The organism is Nonomuraea sp. NPDC049750, from assembly GCF_040659625.1.
Taxonomy (GTDB): domain Bacteria; phylum Actinomycetota; class Actinomycetes; order Streptosporangiales; family Streptosporangiaceae; genus Nonomuraea.
In genome coordinates, this window is the sequence record NZ_JBFANB010000011.1 from 57356 (window position 1) to 73078 (window position 15723).

12 protein-coding genes and 1 tRNA gene are annotated in these 15723 nt (G+C 70.6%); 8 read left to right on the forward strand and 5 right to left on the reverse strand.

The window, feature by feature from the left end:
- Positions 1-172 precede the first annotated feature (172 nt).
- On the forward strand, positions 173-799 hold the full coding sequence (locus AB0J16_RS27335; protein ID WP_358544876.1) for a hypothetical protein: 627 nt from the start codon (positions 173-175) through the stop codon (positions 797-799).
- Between the two features lie 77 nt (positions 800-876).
- Here AB0J16_RS27335 and AB0J16_RS27340 read toward each other — a convergent pair whose 3' ends face one another.
- Complete coding sequence (locus AB0J16_RS27340) at positions 877-2091, reverse strand: MFS transporter (protein ID WP_358544541.1); 1215 nt, start codon at positions 2089-2091, stop codon at positions 877-879.
- Between the two features lie 77 nt (positions 2092-2168).
- On the opposite strand from AB0J16_RS27340, the gene AB0J16_RS27345 reads away from it, so the two are divergent.
- The 3 genes from AB0J16_RS27345 (at position 2169) to AB0J16_RS27355 (ending at position 7578) form a co-directional block, all read left to right on the forward strand.
- A complete protein-coding gene (locus tag AB0J16_RS27345) occupies positions 2169-4943 on the forward strand; it encodes an AAA family ATPase (RefSeq protein ID WP_358544543.1) in 2775 nt (924 codons plus the stop codon).
- Positions 4944-5011: 68 nt separating this feature from the next.
- Positions 5012-6394 carry an AlkA N-terminal domain-containing protein gene (locus AB0J16_RS27350; protein WP_358544545.1) on the forward strand — a complete coding sequence of 461 codons (1383 nt, stop codon included), beginning with the start codon at positions 5012-5014 and terminating at the stop codon, positions 6392-6394.
- On the forward strand, positions 6391-7578 hold the full coding sequence (locus AB0J16_RS27355) for an MFS transporter (RefSeq protein WP_358544547.1): 1188 nt from the start codon (positions 6391-6393) through the stop codon (positions 7576-7578). The genes AB0J16_RS27350 and AB0J16_RS27355 overlap by 4 nt, the downstream gene beginning before the upstream one ends.
- A 24-nt stretch (positions 7579-7602) precedes the next feature.
- Here AB0J16_RS27355 and AB0J16_RS27360 read toward each other — a convergent pair whose 3' ends face one another.
- Both AB0J16_RS27360 and AB0J16_RS27365 read right to left on the reverse strand, forming a co-directional pair.
- Positions 7603-8508 carry a cobalamin biosynthesis protein gene (locus AB0J16_RS27360; RefSeq protein WP_358544877.1) on the reverse strand — a complete coding sequence of 302 codons (906 nt, stop codon included), beginning with the start codon at positions 8506-8508 and terminating at the stop codon, positions 7603-7605.
- A gap of 91 nt (positions 8509-8599) precedes the next feature.
- The gene (locus tag AB0J16_RS27365) at positions 8600-9385 is read right to left on the reverse strand and encodes an aminoglycoside phosphotransferase family protein (RefSeq protein WP_358544549.1); all 786 of its coding nucleotides are present in this window, start codon (positions 9383-9385) and stop codon (positions 8600-8602) included.
- Positions 9386-9480: 95 nt separating this feature from the next.
- Here AB0J16_RS27365 and AB0J16_RS27370 point away from each other — a divergent pair, with 95 nt between their 5' ends.
- On the forward strand, positions 9481-10215 hold the full coding sequence (locus AB0J16_RS27370; RefSeq protein ID WP_358544551.1) for a ZIP family metal transporter: 735 nt from the start codon (positions 9481-9483) through the stop codon (positions 10213-10215).
- A gap of 74 nt (positions 10216-10289) precedes the next feature.
- On the opposite strand, the gene AB0J16_RS27375 is transcribed toward AB0J16_RS27370, so the two are convergent.
- Entirely contained in the window at positions 10290-11234 is a 945-nt protein-coding gene (locus tag AB0J16_RS27375) for a tyrosine-type recombinase/integrase (RefSeq protein ID WP_358544553.1), read from the reverse strand.
- A 92-nt stretch (positions 11235-11326) separates the two neighbouring features.
- Between AB0J16_RS27375 and AB0J16_RS27380 the strand changes: the two genes are divergently transcribed.
- Positions 11327-11400: transfer RNA gene (locus AB0J16_RS27380), tRNA-Arg, on the forward strand.
- A gap of 418 nt (positions 11401-11818) precedes the next feature.
- Here the strand turns inward: AB0J16_RS27380 and AB0J16_RS27385 are convergent.
- The gene (locus AB0J16_RS27385; protein WP_358544555.1) at positions 11819-12139 is read right to left on the reverse strand and encodes a hypothetical protein; all 321 of its coding nucleotides are present in this window, start codon (positions 12137-12139) and stop codon (positions 11819-11821) included.
- 730 nt (positions 12140-12869) lie between these two features.
- Here AB0J16_RS27385 and AB0J16_RS27390 point away from each other — a divergent pair.
- Together AB0J16_RS27390 and AB0J16_RS27395 are read left to right on the forward strand one after the other, a co-directional pair.
- Positions 12870-13094: a thiomuracin/GE37468 family thiazolyl RiPP peptide gene (locus tag AB0J16_RS27390; protein WP_358544557.1), complete on the forward strand. Its 225-nt coding sequence runs from the start codon at positions 12870-12872 to the stop codon at positions 13092-13094.
- 54 nt (positions 13095-13148) lie between these two features.
- Positions 13149-15719, forward strand: a complete 2571-nt coding sequence (locus AB0J16_RS27395) for a lantibiotic dehydratase (RefSeq protein ID WP_358544559.1) — start codon at positions 13149-13151, stop codon at positions 15717-15719.
- Positions 15720-15723: the final 4 nt, after the last annotated feature.

A 15723-nucleotide genomic window follows, 5' to 3' on the forward strand; every position in this document is an offset into this window, starting at 1 on the left:
GACGACGGCGCTCCCTCGACTCGGTCGCGCAGTCGTTGCTTGATCTCTTCGGGGGTGTAGGCGCGGCGGCGTCGTTCGGCCCGCGCGATCGCCACCCCGGTGGCCGCGACTCCCGCGACCCCGGCCAATCCGAGTACCTTCCACCAGCGCATGTGCCTAGGCTAGCGGTGTGCTGACTCTCGACGAGGCCGTGAGCCTGACCAGGACCGGTGATCTGTGGGTCTTCCGCGGACGCTCGGTGCCGGACCGCGCCATCCAGACGATGACCAACAGCCCGATCAACCACGTCGGCATGGCGATCGTCGTCGAGGACCTGCCGCCCATGATGTGGCACGCCGAGCTCGGCAGGTCGCTGCCCGACCTCTGGTCGGGCAGCCACCAGCGTGGGGTGCAGCTGCACGACCTGCGCGACGCGGTCACCGTCTGGGCCAACAGGTACGGCCAGCGCGCCTGGCTCCGCCAGCTCGAACCCGAGGCGACCCCGGAGATGGAGGACGCGGCCCTGCGCGCGGTGGCCCGGCTCGACGGCACCCCGTTTCCCTCCACCGCGAGATTGGCGGCCCGCTGGGCCAGGGGGCGGGTCCCGCAGCTGCGGCGCCGGCTGGGGGAGAGCACGCTGGAGAGCGCCTACTGCGCCGAGATCGTCGCGATCACATACGAGGAGATGGGGCTGCTGCCCGGCGGGCGCCGGCCCAACTGGTACGACCCGGGCAGGTTCTGGAGCGGCGACTCGCTCGACCTCGTGGGCGAGCACAAACTGGGCAACGAGATCACGGTGGGCGTCGAGCGGACCGGCTGACCCGCGTTTAGTGGTGAGTCCTGGCGCGGGTTTGGCGCAGCGCAGCGTTCAGCCCCGCGCCGCGGTGCAGTGTCCAGTCAGTAGGCGGGCGTTGTGGCGCGGGTGCGCCGCAGGGCCAGTGGCAGGGTGGCGGCGACCAGGGCCGCGGTCACGGCGAAGCCCACGGGGTAGCCCGTGTGACCGATGAACAGGCCGAACCCCATCGCGCCCACACCCATCCCCGCGTCATAGGCGAGGTTCCACAGGGCGCTGACCGGACCGGCGGGGCCGCGTTCGAGCATCAGGGCCAGCGTGGCGTTCTGCAGCACCCCGAACCCGATGCCGAACAGCGCCATCCCGGCCACCACCGCGACCGGCTCGGCGGACCAGACCTGGAGGGCGACGCCGACGGCGGTGACGAGGACACCGGGCACCAGCAGCCGCTCCGAGCCGTGCCCGTCCCCGACCTTGCCCGCCCACCAGCGGGCCAGCGGCGTGCCGAGCGACTGGGCGAGCAGCGCGCCCGAGGCCAGCTCCGGCGACCCGGCCAGCGGCAGGAACGTCACCAGCACGCCGACGGCCAGTGTGACGGCGGCGAAGATCAGCGTGGGCCGCACCTGGCTCCGCAGCTCGAACCTCCCGGCGGGCTTGGCACCAGGCCCGCTGGTGGGCTCCGCGTCGGGCCCGGTGGGCTTTGCATCGGGCCCGGTGAGCCCGGCGGCGGGCTCTGTGGCGGGCTTGAGGGCGGGCAGCCCGAGTACCGCGACCAGTCCGGCCAGCGGGATCAGCCCGCCCACGATGAGCACCGGGGTGAAGCCGAGCACTCCGGCCGCCCACAGGCCCAGCGGCAGCCCGATGACCGACGGGACACCCACCGCCACGCCGTACAAACCAAGTCCCTCGCCACGCCGTTCGGTGGGCACCAGTTCGGCGGCCAGCGCGGTGCCCGCGACGACCAGGATGCCGAGCCCGCCGCCGCGCAGCAGGGCCACCGCGATGATCAACGGCAACCCCGCCGAGAGGGGGAGCAGCAAGGAGGGCAGGCCGAGCAGCACCAGACCGAGCGACAGCACAGCGCGGTAGCCGTACCTCGACAGCAGCCACGGGACGGCCAGCTCCAGCAGGACCGTGGACAGCATCATGGCGCCGGTCGTGAACCCCACACCGGACTCGCCCGCGCCGCCTGACGCCGCGTAGAGCGGCATGGTCGCGAACAGCAGATAGAACCCGAGCAGCCCACCGGCCGCGGCGGCCATGGTCATGAGCAGTGGGCGGGTGAGCAGCGAGCCAGATGGGGCGGGGTGGGGCAACATGCCGTAAACGGTGCCGGAGGCACGTCCTAGGCACATCCGGCATGATGCGTAGCCGCCTCTTCATAATAATGAGAGGCGTGTTTGTCGGACGTCAGAAGCAGCTCGCCGCGCTGGGGGCCGCCCTGGAGCGCACGCCGGGCGCGGTGCTCGTCGTCGGAGAGGCGGGCATTGGCAAATCGGCCCTGGTACGCGAGTTCACACGCGGCGTCGACGCGCTGGTGGCCGAGGGCGGCGCCGACCCGGGGACGGCCCTTCAGACGGCGGCCGCGCACGGGGTTCACTCGCCCGCGCACAGCGTTCAGGCGGCCGTGCACGGTGTACAGGGCGGTGTGCCGTATGCGGTGTTCGTGCCGGTGCTGCGCCGCCTGGTCCGGGAGTACGGTGCCGAGCTCGTTCCCCGCGGCGGCCGGAACGGGCTGGCTCGGCTGCTGCCCGAGCTCGGCGAGCTGGAGGAACACCCGGAGCTGGGGCGGGCCCGGCTGTTCGAGGAGGTGCTGTTGCTGGTCGAGCGGGCGGCCGAGCGGCGGCCCGTCGTCCTCGTACTGGAAGATCTGCACTGGGCCGACCAGGCCAGCCGCGACCTGCTGGTGTTCCTGCTGCGCAACCTGACGCGGCCCGGTGTGCTGGTGATCGCGACCTCGCGCGAGCCGCTACGCCTGCCCATGGCCGAGGTACTCAAGGTCCCGCCGCTGGGCCGTGACGAGGTGGCGCGCATGCTCGGCGGCAGCGATGGCGAGCAGGTCGCGTCGCTCGGGCGTACTGATGGCGAGCAGGTCGCGTCGCTCGGGCGTACCGACAGTGAGCGGGTCGCGCCGCTTGGACGTGCCGACATCGACCGGATCGTGGCGCGTAGTGAGGGCAACCCGCTGTTCGTGGAGGCGCTGGCCGACGCGGGTACCGCCACCACGCCCGCGTCGCTGCGCGAGCTGCTGCTCGCCGGAGCCGAGCGGCTCGGCCGGGCCAGTCTGGACGTGCTGCGGATCGCCGCTGTGTCATCGTCGGTGTCGCCCTCGTACGGGGGGAGCCGGACGCCGCACGAGGTGCTGCGGTCCGTGGCGGGACTGGACGACTTGGCGCTCGACGAGGCGTTGCGGCCGGTCGTCCGGGCTCGGTTGCTGCTGGTGGACGGGGACGGCTATGCGTTCAGGCACACGTTGATCCGGGACGCCGTCTACGACGACCTGCTGCCGGGGGAGCGCATCCGGCTGCACACCCGCTGCGCCGAGGCGCGGCCCGAGCTGGCCGCCGACCACTGGTACGCGGCGGGCGACCGGCGCCGCGCCTTCGAAGCGGCCTGGCGGGCGGGCCGATGGGAGCGCGTACTGGAGCTGTGGGATCAGTCCGACCTGCCCGACGGCGGTGTGGAAGCGTGGGATCGGTCCGACTCGCCCGATGGCGGTGTGGGTCGGTTCGACCCGTCCCACGGCGGTATGGATCATGCGGCGGTTCTGGAGCTGGCCGCCAAGGACGCGCTGCACGTGGGTGACGCCGAGCGGGCCGAGGAGCTCGCGAGCCGGGCGCTGGACGAGGTACGCGACCCGCTGCGGGCCGCCCACCTGCTGGAGCTGCGGGTGGCGATCCGCGACCTGCTCGGCGAGGAGGGGCTGGCGGACCTGCGGGAGGCGATCCGGCTGGCGCCGCGCGAGGCCCGGCTGATCGGCGCCCTGGCCAACACGCTGGCCTGGAACGGCCAGGACGCCGAGGCCCGTGCCCACGCCGAGGACGCGCTCGCGCTCGGCGACTCCAGGTCCCTGGTCACGCTGGCCGCGCTCACCGCGCTCGAAGGCGACCTGGCGACCGCGTCGCGACTGCACGCCGAGGCGCGGGCCGCCGCGCCCGACGACGACACGGTGCTGGCCGCGTACGCGGGCGAGGCCGACGTGCTGGAGGCGGCGGGTGAGCACGCCAAGGCGGAGGCGGTCGCGCGCCGGGGCATGGCGCAGGCCAAGCGCCTGGGCATGGCCCGCTCGCGCGGCGCCCACATCGCCGCGAACCTGGCCGAACCCCTGGCCTCCCTCGGCCGCTGGAAGGAGGCGCGCGAGGTCATCGACGCGGCCCTGGCGCTCGACCCGCCGCCGATTCACCGGGCCTGGCTGCTGATGGTGCTCGGTACGGTCGCGGTGTGGGAGGGCTCGCTGGGGGAGGCAGCCGACGTTCTGGATCGGGCCAGGCCGCTGATGCGCGGGCGCTCGCGCGGCTACGACTCGTGCCTGGAGCCCGACCTGCTCGAAGGCAGGCTCGCCGTCGCCGCCGGTGACGTGGAGCGGGCCGGGCGGCTGGCCGACCACGTGCTGTCCGCGCACGACCTGACGCTCAGCCGCCGCTACGCCTGGCCGCTGCTCGTGATCGCCGCGCGTACGGGCCGGGTGCGCGAGGCGCCGGCGGGCATGGAGACGACGGGGCGGGTCCAGGAGGCGTACCGGGCGACGTTCGAGGCCGAGTGCGGGGGCTCGTGGGCGGCCGCCGTGGCCGCCTGGCGGACGGTCGGCCAGCCGTACGCGCTGGGACAGGCCCTGGTCAGGGCGGCCGAGCAGGATCCGGAGTCGGCACGCGAGCTGCTGCGCGAGGCCGCCGCCATCGCCGAGCGGCTGGGCTCGGCGCCGTTGCGGCAGGAGGTCGAGGCGGCCGCGGCCAGCGGCCGGGTGCGCCTGACGGCCGAGCCGGGGCTGTCGGCGCGGGAGCTGGAGGTGCTGGAGCTGGTGGCCGAGGGGATGAGCAACAGGCAGATCGCCGAGCGGCTGTTCATCTCGGCCAGGACCTCGGGCGTGCATGTGTCCAACATCATGGCCAAACTCGGCGTGGCCTCCCGGGTCGAGGCGGCGGCACTGGCCCGCCGTACCGGACTCCTGTAGGGCACTGTCGTTAACGTCCGATCCTGGCTAGCCGCCGCGCTCCGGGCCACGTCACAGTGGGTCGGGTGATGGATGCGGACAATCTGTACGCGGTGCTCAGGAGCCGCGACCGGCGCTTCGACGGGCGGTTCTTCGTCGGGGTCGTCACCACGGGCGTTTACTGCCGGCCGAGCTGCCCGGCGGCCATGCCCAAGCCGGAGAACCTGCGGCTCTACCCCACGGCCGCGGCCGCTCAGCAGGAGGGCCACCGGGCCTGCAAGCGCTGCCGACCCGACGCGGCGCCCGGCTCGCCCGACTGGAACCTGCGGGCCGACGTGGCCGGCCGGGCGATGCGGCTGATCGCCGACGGGCTGGTGGACCGGGAGGGCGTCTCGGGGCTGGCCGCCCGGCTCGGCTACAGCGAACGGCAGCTGCACCGGCTCCTGCTGGCCGAGCTGGGCGCCGGGCCGCAGGCGCTGGCCAGGGCGCAGCGGGCGCAGACCGCGCGGGTCCTGCTGGAGTCGACGGGGTTGGGGGCGGGGGAGGTGGCGTTCGCGGCGGGGTTCGCGAGCATCAGGCAGTTCAACCAGACGATCAGGCAGCTGTACGGGCTGACGCCGACCGAGCTGCGGTCCCGCACTTCCGCACATCACGGAAACCGGCCGGGCTCCGCAGCAGTGACCGGTGCGGGGACCGCGGCCGGATCGGCGGTTGGCTCAGGCTCGCGGGCTGTCCGGGTCGAGGTGCGGCTGGCCTACCGGCCGCCGCTGGACGCGGAGGCGCTGTTCACCTACCTGGCAGCGCGGGCCGTGCCCGGTGTCGAGGAGGGCGGGGCCGGGTTCTACCGAAGATCGCTGCGCCTGCCGTACGGGACAGCAGTGGTGAGCGTGACGGACGGCGGCGATCACATGCGGTGCGAGCTGCTGCTGGCGGACGTCAGGGATCTCGCCGTCGCCGTGCGGCGGTGCAGGGTGCTGCTCGACCTCGACGCCGACCCGCGCGAGATCGAGGAGGTGCTCGGGGCGGATCCGGTGCTCGCCCCGCTGGTCACGGCCCGTCCGGGGCTGCGCGCGCCGGGCCACGTGGACCCGGCCGAGCTGGCCGTACGCGCCGTGTGCGGCCCGGGGGAGAAGCTGGCGGAACTGGTCGAGCGCTTCGGCGAGCCGCTCGGCAGCCCGGCCGGAGCGGTGACCCACCTGTTCCCGCCGATGGCGGCGCTGGCCGAGGTCGTCCCGATCGCCGACGCGCTGGTCACCGGGCGGCTCACGCTCGATCCGGGCGCCGATCGGGACGAGGCCGAGCGGCAGCTGCGCGCCGTACCCGGCGTGGACGAGCGGACCGCCGCCTACATTCGCATGCGCGCGCTCGCCGACCCCGACGTCTTCCTGCCCACCCAGCTGGTACGGCGGGCGCCCGCGAGCTGGCGCCCCTGGCGCTCCTACGCCCTGCACCACCTGTGGGCCGCGGCATGACGTTCATCGTTCTGGCCGCGCGGGACTTCCGCAGGCTGTGGATCGGCTCGTCCATCTCGCTGGTCGGCGACGGCATGACGCTCGTGGCCCTGTCCTGGATGGTGCTCAACGGGCCGGGCGGCGTCGGCGCGCTCAGCTTGCTGGCCGCCTGCTACACCGCTCCGGTGCTGGCCGGCGGGCTTGCGGTGGGCCCGTTGCTCGACCGCTTCGACAAGCGGCACATACTGGCCGCCGACAGCCTGATCAGGGGTGTCGCGGTGGCCACCGTGCCGCTGACGGCCGTGCTGGGCGGTGTGCCGGGGTGGCTACCGTTCGTCGTGGCGGCCCTGCACGGCCTGCTCAAGATGGTGCCCATGGCCGGTGTGCCCGCAGCCATCCCGGACCTCGTTGAGCCGGACGCGCTCGACAAGGCCAACGCGCTGGAGTCCCTGGCGTACGCCGTGTCCGGAATCGTGGGCTACGCCCTGGCCGGGACGTTGATCGACGCCATCGGCGCGGTGAATGTCCTCGCCCTCGACGCGATGAGCTATCTGTGCTTCGCCATGGCCGTGCTGCTGGTCCGCACGCCGCTGCGGCCGCACGTGACGCCGGAGACGGGCCGGCCGCGCCTCGGCCACCTGCTGCGCGATCGGGCGCTGGTGCGCACGACGCTGGCGTTCATGGCGTTCAACATCGCCGAGGGCGCCCTGGTGCTGGTCGCCGGGCCGTGGCTGGCCAAGGATGGGTTGTCCGGCGGCCCGGCCACGCTGGCGCTGCTCCTGAGCGCCCTGTCGGTGGGGGAGCTGGCGGGCGGGTTCCTGGCCGGGTCGTGGAAGCCGAACGTCAGCCGGATGCGGGCGATCGGGCTGGCGCAGCTCGTGGCGGCGGCCGGATTCCTGGCGCTGCTGGCCGTACCCGATCGGTGGGTGCTCGCGGCCGGGTTCCTGCTGATCGGGGCGGCGGGCGTGGTGATGACCGTCTGGGCCCAGTCGCTGCGTATGGAGCTGATCCCGCCCGCCCTGCGCGGCCGCGCGTTCAGCGTGCTCCGTACGCTCATGCAGGCCACACCGCCGGTCGGTGCCGCGGCCGTCGCCCCGCTTCTGGCCGGCGGGAACCTCACGCTGACCGCAGCCCTCATGGCCGCTCTGGCCGGGCTGCCCGCTCTCCTCCTGCTCCTGCCGCGCTCGGGGACCGATGTGGTGTGACCTCAGAGCCTGACGTAAGCACTCTTAGCGGCGGCGGCGCAGGCCCCAGGCGGCCAGCACCGCGATGGCGGCGGCGGTCAGGCTCACCGCGCGGGTGAGGCGCACCGCGCGCCGGACGTCCGCGGGCTCGGGCTTGGGGCCGTCGCCCATGGTCGGCCGGTGCTCGGTTCTGCCGCCGTAGACGTTCGTGCCGCCCAGCGTGACGTCGAGCGCCCCGGCGAACGCGGCCTCGCACCTGCCCGCGTTGGGGCTGGGATGGCGGTGGCCGTCCCTTCGCAGTACGGCCAGCGCCCGCGCCCGGTTCGGCGCGACGAGTACGGTGATCAACCCCGTGAGCCGGGCCGGCAGATAGTTGGCCACGTCGTCGAGCCTGGCCGCCGCCCACCCGAAACGTTCGTAGCGGGGGGAATGGTGGCCGATCATCGCGTCCAGCGTGTTGATCGCCCGGTACGCCAGCAGCCCCGGCACGCCCGCCACGGCACCCCAGAAGAGCGGGGCCACGACGGCATCGGAGGCGTTCTCGGCCAGCGACTCGACGGTGGCCCTGGCGATCTCGGGCGCCTCCAGCGCGGCGGGGTCGCGGCCGCACAGGTGAGGAAGGCGGGCGCGGGCCCTGGTCAGGTCGTCGTCCTCCAGCGCCGCGGCCAGGTAGGCGCCCTCGCGGGCCAGCGTGGTGCCGCCGAGCACCGCCCAGGTGGCGACGGCCGTCAACGCCGCACGGGCGACGGGGTTCGCCACGCGTTCGGCGAGCACGCCCACTCCGGTGGCCGCGCCCGCGCAGAGGGCGACGTGGACGACGCCGTTCGGCCTGGCGTCGCCATACAAGGCCTGCTCCAGGCGGGTGGCGGCGCGGCCGAACAGCGCGACGGGGTGGGCCACGCGCGGGTCACCGATGACGGCGTCGAGCGCCACTCCCAACGCGATGCCCACTGGCCTGGAGACGTCTTTGGCGGGGTGGGACTTAGCTGACCAGTCGTCGGTACGGTGGGACTTGACCGACCAGTCGTCAGTGCGGTGGGACTTAGCTGACCAAATGCGCATGGAGCCTATCTTCGTGCTTGTCCAGCCAGGCGGCTGCCCGGCGGATGCGCTCGCCCGCGCCGCCCGCCCACATCCTGGCCCAGTTCCCGCCCGTCGCCGCCCGGTCGCGCATGACCGTGTACGAGCGCTGGAACCGGAGCCTGGCCAGCTCCAGCAGCCGTCGCCGATCGCGCGGCGGCACCCCGTACGCGTCGCAGAACAGGCGCAGCCGCGCCCCCACGTCCAGCCCGCGCTGGAGCGGCGCCAGGTCGACCGGGTCGCCGATGGGCGCCCAGTGCCTGAGCGTCGTGACGACGTCGAACAGCCGGGTCGTCGGCCGGGCCAGATCGAAGTCGATCAGCGCCTGGGGCCTTCCGTCGCGAAATATCACGTTTTGAAGGGTTAAATCGCAGTGGCCGATGACCTCGGGGGCGGCGTCGTCGTTCGAACCGCCCTTCCATCCGCCGCGCGTCAGCGGGAAGCCCCGCGTCGCGTCGTGGAAGTCGCGCAGCAGCTCGGCCAGCCGTACCAGCGCCTCATCGGTGACCGTCACCAGGCCGAGCCCGGTCGTACCCGGAATATAGGTGAGGACTTCGCGCCCGAGCCCGTCCATGCCCACGACGCGCGGCGCGCCCTCGAACCCGGCGGCTTCCAGGTGGCGGAGCAGGGCGTGCACGGCGGGCGTCGACGGGCTCGCCGGTCTGCGGACGGTGTCACCGACCCGGACCACCCCGTCCGTCACGTCCCCGCCCTGCAAGGGGATCTCGTGCAGGAGCGTCGCGACCATGCCCAGAGAGCTTAGACCCTTTTGCACCCCTCCCGCCTGGCGTTTTAGCGTGTCGCGACTCTGTGACGCGCACGCGCCCCCTAGCCTGGAGCCTCATGCCGATCATGCTGTCGTTCGCGGCATTCCTGATGACGCTGCTCGGCGGGCTGGTCGCGCATCGGGTCAAGGAACGCCGTCACCTCGTCCTCGGCGCCGCCGCCGGTGTCATGCTCGGCGTGGTGGCGTTCGACCTGCTGCCGGAGGCGCTTTCCCGCGACCCGGCTCAGCTTGGCGGGGTGCCGGTGCCGATGCTGATGTTCGCGCTGGCGTTCCTGGGCATCCACAGCGTCGAACGCTCCATGGGCATGCACGACGCCCACGAAGGCGACTACGCCTCACACCGCCACTCGCACGCGGGCGTCGGCCTCGTCGCGGGCGCCGCGCTCGTCGTCCACAGCTTCCTCGACGGCGCCGCGATCGGCGCCGCCTTCCAGACCGACACCACGCTCGCGGTCGCGGTCGCGATCGGGGTCATCGCGCACGACTTCACGGACGGGTTCAACACGTACACGATCACTTCCCTGTACGGGAACGCGCGCCGCCGGGCGCTGATCCTGCTGGGTCTGGATGCTCTGGCGCCGGTGACGGGGGCTACGTTGACGTCGCTGATCGCGATACCGGCGGGGGTGCTGGGGGCGTATCTGGGGATGTTCGCCGGGTTTCTGCTGTACTTGGCGACGTCGGACATCCTGCCGGAGGCCCACACCACCAGCCGCGCGGCGGGTTCGACGCTGCTGGCCACGGTGGCGGGGGCGGCGTTCATGTGGCTGGTGATCGCCCTGACGGACTGACTGACGTGCTGCTGTTCATGGTCCGCCACAGGCAGTCGGCACCGAGGTTCAGTGGCGTCCGGCGGCGCTGAGGTTCAGTGGCGCTCGGCGGAGGCGCTGAGGTATCGGCGTACCATCTCCACGCTCTTCCACCCGGTGATCCGCATCAGATCGAGCGGATCGCCGCCCTTCTCCAGATAATCGTCGGCCATCGTCTGCCGGAACCGGTGCGGATGCAGCCGCCCCGGGATTCCAGCCTCCCGACCCCGCCGTTCCAGCATCTGCTGTATGCCCGTCGCGGTCAGCCGCCGATCCCCACCCTCGGCCGTGATGCCGCGTACCGGAAGCCAGAGCCAGGGCGAGGCCGCGTGCGGATGCCGCGTACGGGCCCGCAGATACCGATCGATCGCCGCGGCGGCCTTCGGCCCGATCGGCACCAGATGCGCGTCGTCACCCTTACGGACGATCCGCAGCAGCCGCCGATCCAACCACACATCCCCGGTTTGAGCACTGCCCCGCTGATCACCGGCAGGACCGTGCCGGAGCCCGGCCAGCCAGGACAGCCGCATCCCGTTGTCCATGAGCACCCGCACGATCGCGGTATCCCGACGATCCACCCAAGACCCCCCGGAACACACCTCCAGCAGCGCCTCAAGCTCCCGATCGGCCAGCAACTCGACCGTCCGCCCGGCCCCCTTCGGCGGATCGATCCCGTCCATGGGCGTCCCCGAGATCCGCTCCTCTTCCGCGATCAGCCAGTTGAAGAACACCCGCAGGTTGCGAAAATGCTTGCGCGCGTTCCCGGAACTGGTCGCGGCAGTACTGGCATCGAGAAACGCGCGTACGTTCGCGGCGTCGACCGCCTCCACCTCCACGGGCAACCCGCGCTCGGAGAGAAACCGGGCCAGGACGCGTACGCTGTCGAGGTAGCTGCGGATCGTTCCGGGTGACTTGTCAGCCGCCTGAAGGGACAATTCCCAGGAGGGCACCATGTCGAGCAGGGGAGGCGAAGGGGGCATCTGTCTTCGGGATCGCGCCATGGCCCCTCCAAATCCGATACTGTTCGATCGGCGTATGATTATGCTACCGTCTCTCCTGGTCGGCTGACATGCTGGTCAGAGGCCGAATTCGAGCGCCCTTAGCTCAGCTGGATAGAGCATCGGACTTCTAATCCGACGGTCGCAGGTTCGAATCCTGCAGGGCGCGCTTTGTTCATGGCGCTGAGCTGCGGAAACATGCAATCGCACCCCTGGCTAGAACATAGTTCTGGCCTATCCGTGCTCTCACCGTGCTCGCCCGTACCAACCCTGTACACACCATGATCATCATGCTGTCCATCGCCGCGCTCGTCGCTTTCGTCACATGACGAACGGCTCCGTCCCGCCGCGATCCCAGCGGAACGAAGCCGCCCTCTCCCCGACCGTGTGCCGCTCGAATATTAAGTTACGTACGTTGAGCTGCAGTTAAGCAGCGTGGTGGTATTCGCTGATCATGCCTGCGACGATGGGTCTTCGGCGAATAGACCGCAGGTCGTTGAGGTGGGTCGCGTCGCGGGCGGGCTGCGTTGCGGTGTCCGGGGGTCGTTGGTGCCGGGACTGGTGCGGCCGGTGCCCGTTGTAATGGATCAGGTATTCGCGAAGCACCAGGCCAGACGGCATTCACTGAGGATCAGGATCCGGTCCAACAGTTCGCGGCGCAGTGTGCTGATGACCCGCTCGCAGATTGCGTTCATCCTCGGCGTCCGCGGCAGAGTGGTGATGATCCGAAGCCCTTCGGTTGTGAAGATCTCCCGAAAGGCGACAGTGAAGAGCGGGTCCCGATCGTGGATCAAGAACCGAAGCCCCGCGATGCGCTCCCGCAGGTCCATCGCCAGGTTGCGGGCCTGCTGCACCGTCCACGCCCCGGTCGGATACGCGGTCACCCCCCTGTGCAGGATCTCCCACACCGTGGAGGCCGCGATCGTGTACCCCAGGCAGGGCCAGCTCACCCTGGATTCGGCGATGCCCCCAGGTCGGATTCTCCCGCGCCATCCGCACAATCAGCGCCTTGACCGGCCGGCGGGTGCAAGGCCGACCCGGGCGCCGCCTGTCGGTGAAGGTCCACTTCCGCGCCACGAGGTTGCGGTGCCAGCGCAAGATCGTCAGGGGTTACCGGGAACACCTCGGCCCACCGGCGGCGCTGGATCAGTCGAGACAATGCCGCGAACCAGAGCCGGTCGGCACGACCCCATCGCGGCCGGACTTCGAGTTGACGCCGGAGCACCTGGTTCTCGTGTCGGAGCACCAGCAGCTCAGCCTCTCTGGACGCATCAGAGCGGACCAGCACCGCTACCAGCCCGCATAAGCACCGAACCACCCGGTAGATCAGCGACAACAGCACTCCGCGATGGTGGCAGCCGCCGAACTGATCGCGCAGCAGAATCCCAGTTCAGCGCCCGAAAGCGTGTTTTCGAGCGGGACACGGCGAGCCGGGCGCCTTCGGCGAGGGTGACGTCCACCCGTCAAACACCGCGGACGAGGTGCTGCGCGCGTGGTCGTCTCGTCAGGCATCGCCACACGGTGAGTCGTTGAAGTCACCGGCCCCGGCGGCATAGGGCCGATATACCTCGGACATACCGGCCCGACCTACAGTCGACCACGCGCGATGTCACATTCCGTTAGGCGAAAGGGGTATCGATGCCGCCCGACCAAACGCTCGACTTCGATGTGCACGACCTTCCGATGGACGTGTTCGACCTCACGGTCAGCGGGTTGGAGGTGCAAACCCTGACGCTGGGCCGCGGCATGGATGTGGTCGCGTCCTGTTGCGGCCCAACCCGCTGCATCGTCGGCTGCGGCGGCTGCTCGTGTTTGGACAAGCCGGAACCGATCGTCGGTCCCGACGAGGAAGAAGAAGAGTAGCGGATTGGCCTGCGGGCCGTCTCGCTTTGAAGACGGCCCGCAGGCATGGGCCCGATGTTCGTAAGTGAGGTGACAGTGATCGCTCCTCCGCTGATCCGGCTGGCCGGAATACCGTCGACCGTCCTTCAAGAGCTGCGCTTTCACAGGGTGGGACAGGCCGTGGAGGATCGGCTCGTGCTCCGGCGATGGGTCGAAACCGAAGGCGGAGCACTGAGTGACGCGCTTTACAAGGTGATCGCAGGCATGGCAGATGAGCCCGCGAAGCCACTCCTTGTCGGCCTGCGGCGGGCCCTCTACCAAGGGCGCAATCCCACGGCGCGCGAGTGGAACCCGCAGACGCGGGAGTTACTCGGCCGCGAACTCACCGACCGAGTGCACCACTGGCTGGCGGCCTGCGATCAGTGGCGCGAAGGTAGCCACGATCTTGAGGAGCTGATCAGATCGGAGACGGTTGCCAGAGAGTCCCGACTGCGGGACCTCGCGTCCGCCCCGTCCTTCCAGCGAGCGCTCGCGCAGGCCAGCCCAGCACTCTCCGCAGACCTGGACAAATGGCTGGCTGATCCGAGCCGCAGCACAAGGCGGCTCGCAACGGCCCTGGCCAAGTACCTGACTCGGGCCGCAGCGAAAACCAGCCCCTTCAGCACGTTCATGGTGGCGGGACGCGGCACGTGGGCGGAGGACGACATCGTGGTCCGCCAGTGTGCCGGGGGGTTACGAAGTGCTTGGGGCGTGCTCGAGCTCGGCCATGTCGCTCGATCAGACCTGCACGCCGCGCTTCTGGCGAGCGAACGGACACGGCGCGGCATGATCGTCCGCGTCAACCCCAGTGTGGTCGCCATCGATGATCGGCTGCGCTTTCTGGGGCATCTGCCGCAGGAGCCGATCGTCACGACCCATGAGACACCGACGATTCGTGCCTGTCTCAAACTGATCCCCGACGACGCCACAATGACCTTCGGTCATCTCGCGAACAAACTGGCGGCGACGGGCAATGCACAGGAGGCAGAGGTCAATGCCTTCCTCGAGCGCCTCGTCGAGATCGGCTTGCTGCAGATCGTGCCCCAGCCCAATGGACAGATCACGACGCCGGGCGAGGCAGGGCGCTGGCTGCGATCGCTTGGTGAGGAGTTCGCGGCGGCGAGTTCACTCCTTCAGGCAGTCAGCGAGCCCGTGCGCGCCACCGTACCGATCGAGGATGTTGATCGGCATCGGCTGCGACTGGGGACGGCCCGGCGCGCTCTGGCAAGGCTGTCCGACCACCTGGGGCAGCCGATCGCGCTGGACGAGAGGCTGACTTTCGACGCGGCCGTGAGCGCGCACCCCTTGGCCGAGTGCGGCCGCCGCGCATGGAGTCCGGTGCTGGCCGACCTACAGGTCATTCGCCGCTGGCTCGCATTGTTCAGCCCCGGCCAAGACTTGAAAATCGCGCTGGACACCTGGTGGGGCCAGCACCCCGGCGCCAGTCGCCGGGTTTCCTTCCTGGACTTCTACCACGAGGTCCTGCAGGAAGTCGGCGGCGGTTCTCCGGCAGGGAAGGAGATCGGCCGATTGTGGCACTCGACGGGAAGCCGGACGGAAAGTGTGTTCGGCCGCATCCCCGAGCTGCATGCCCTTCGCGATGCCGCGGCAAGCGTGCTGTGGCGGGACACCGATGCCCATGGGGTCGTCAGCATAGATCCGGGCGAGTTGACCGACGCAGTGGCAAGGTTCCCCCGATGGCTGGACGATCTGCACTCGCTGGGAGTGTATGGGCAACCGCTGGTGGAAGACGCGCAGCCTGTGTTCGTGGTCAACAACGTCTTCACTGGATACGGCAAGGGTCACCGTCGCCTGGACCATCTGGTGGGAGAGTCCACAGAGCCGTGGGCACAGCCCTCCGGCGACTATCCGGTGTTCGCCGCTCTCGGGGGGTCGCTGGGGACCTCCTTGAATGTCCGGGAGCCCTGCGTGCCGCACGAGATTGCCTATCCGTGGCACGGGGACGTGCGACCGGGTGTCCGCCGGATCGATCTGCGTGACCTGTGGGTGGAGCGAGACCATGGCCGCGAGCTGCTACGACTGCGGTCAGAAAGCCTCGACCAGCAGGTCTTGCCTCTACATCTCGGCATGAGCGCCCCATGGACCCTGCCACGTGCGGCGCAGTTACTCGTCAGAGCGTTCGGGGAAGAACCTCCCGTGCCGATCATGAACATCGCGCCGCGAGGGCACTGGGCAGCTCTGCCTGAGGTGTATGTGGTTCCGCGAGCGCGGGTGGGGCGCGTTGTGGTCCGCAGGGCGAGCCAGCAGATGGCGCCGGCGAGCATTCCCACGCAGCGGGTGGGCGAGCGAATGGCCGACTACCTCGTACGGCTGACCGCGTGGCGGAGGGAGTCGGAAGTTCCGGAAACGAGCTTCGTGAAAGGTTTCTCGAGAAGGCGTTCCTTCGCTCGGCCGAACGACCACAAGCCGCTCTACATGGATTTCGCGAACCCGTTTCACCTGCAGGTCTTCGCCGAGTTTCTGCGACTGTCGCACGATGTGGTCGTTTTCGAGGAGGCGCTGCCCGATCCGATGCTGGCTCAAGAGAATTACGGCCGCCCCCACGTCATGGAAATGGTGATCGATGTCGCGGCATGGGGCGATTGATATG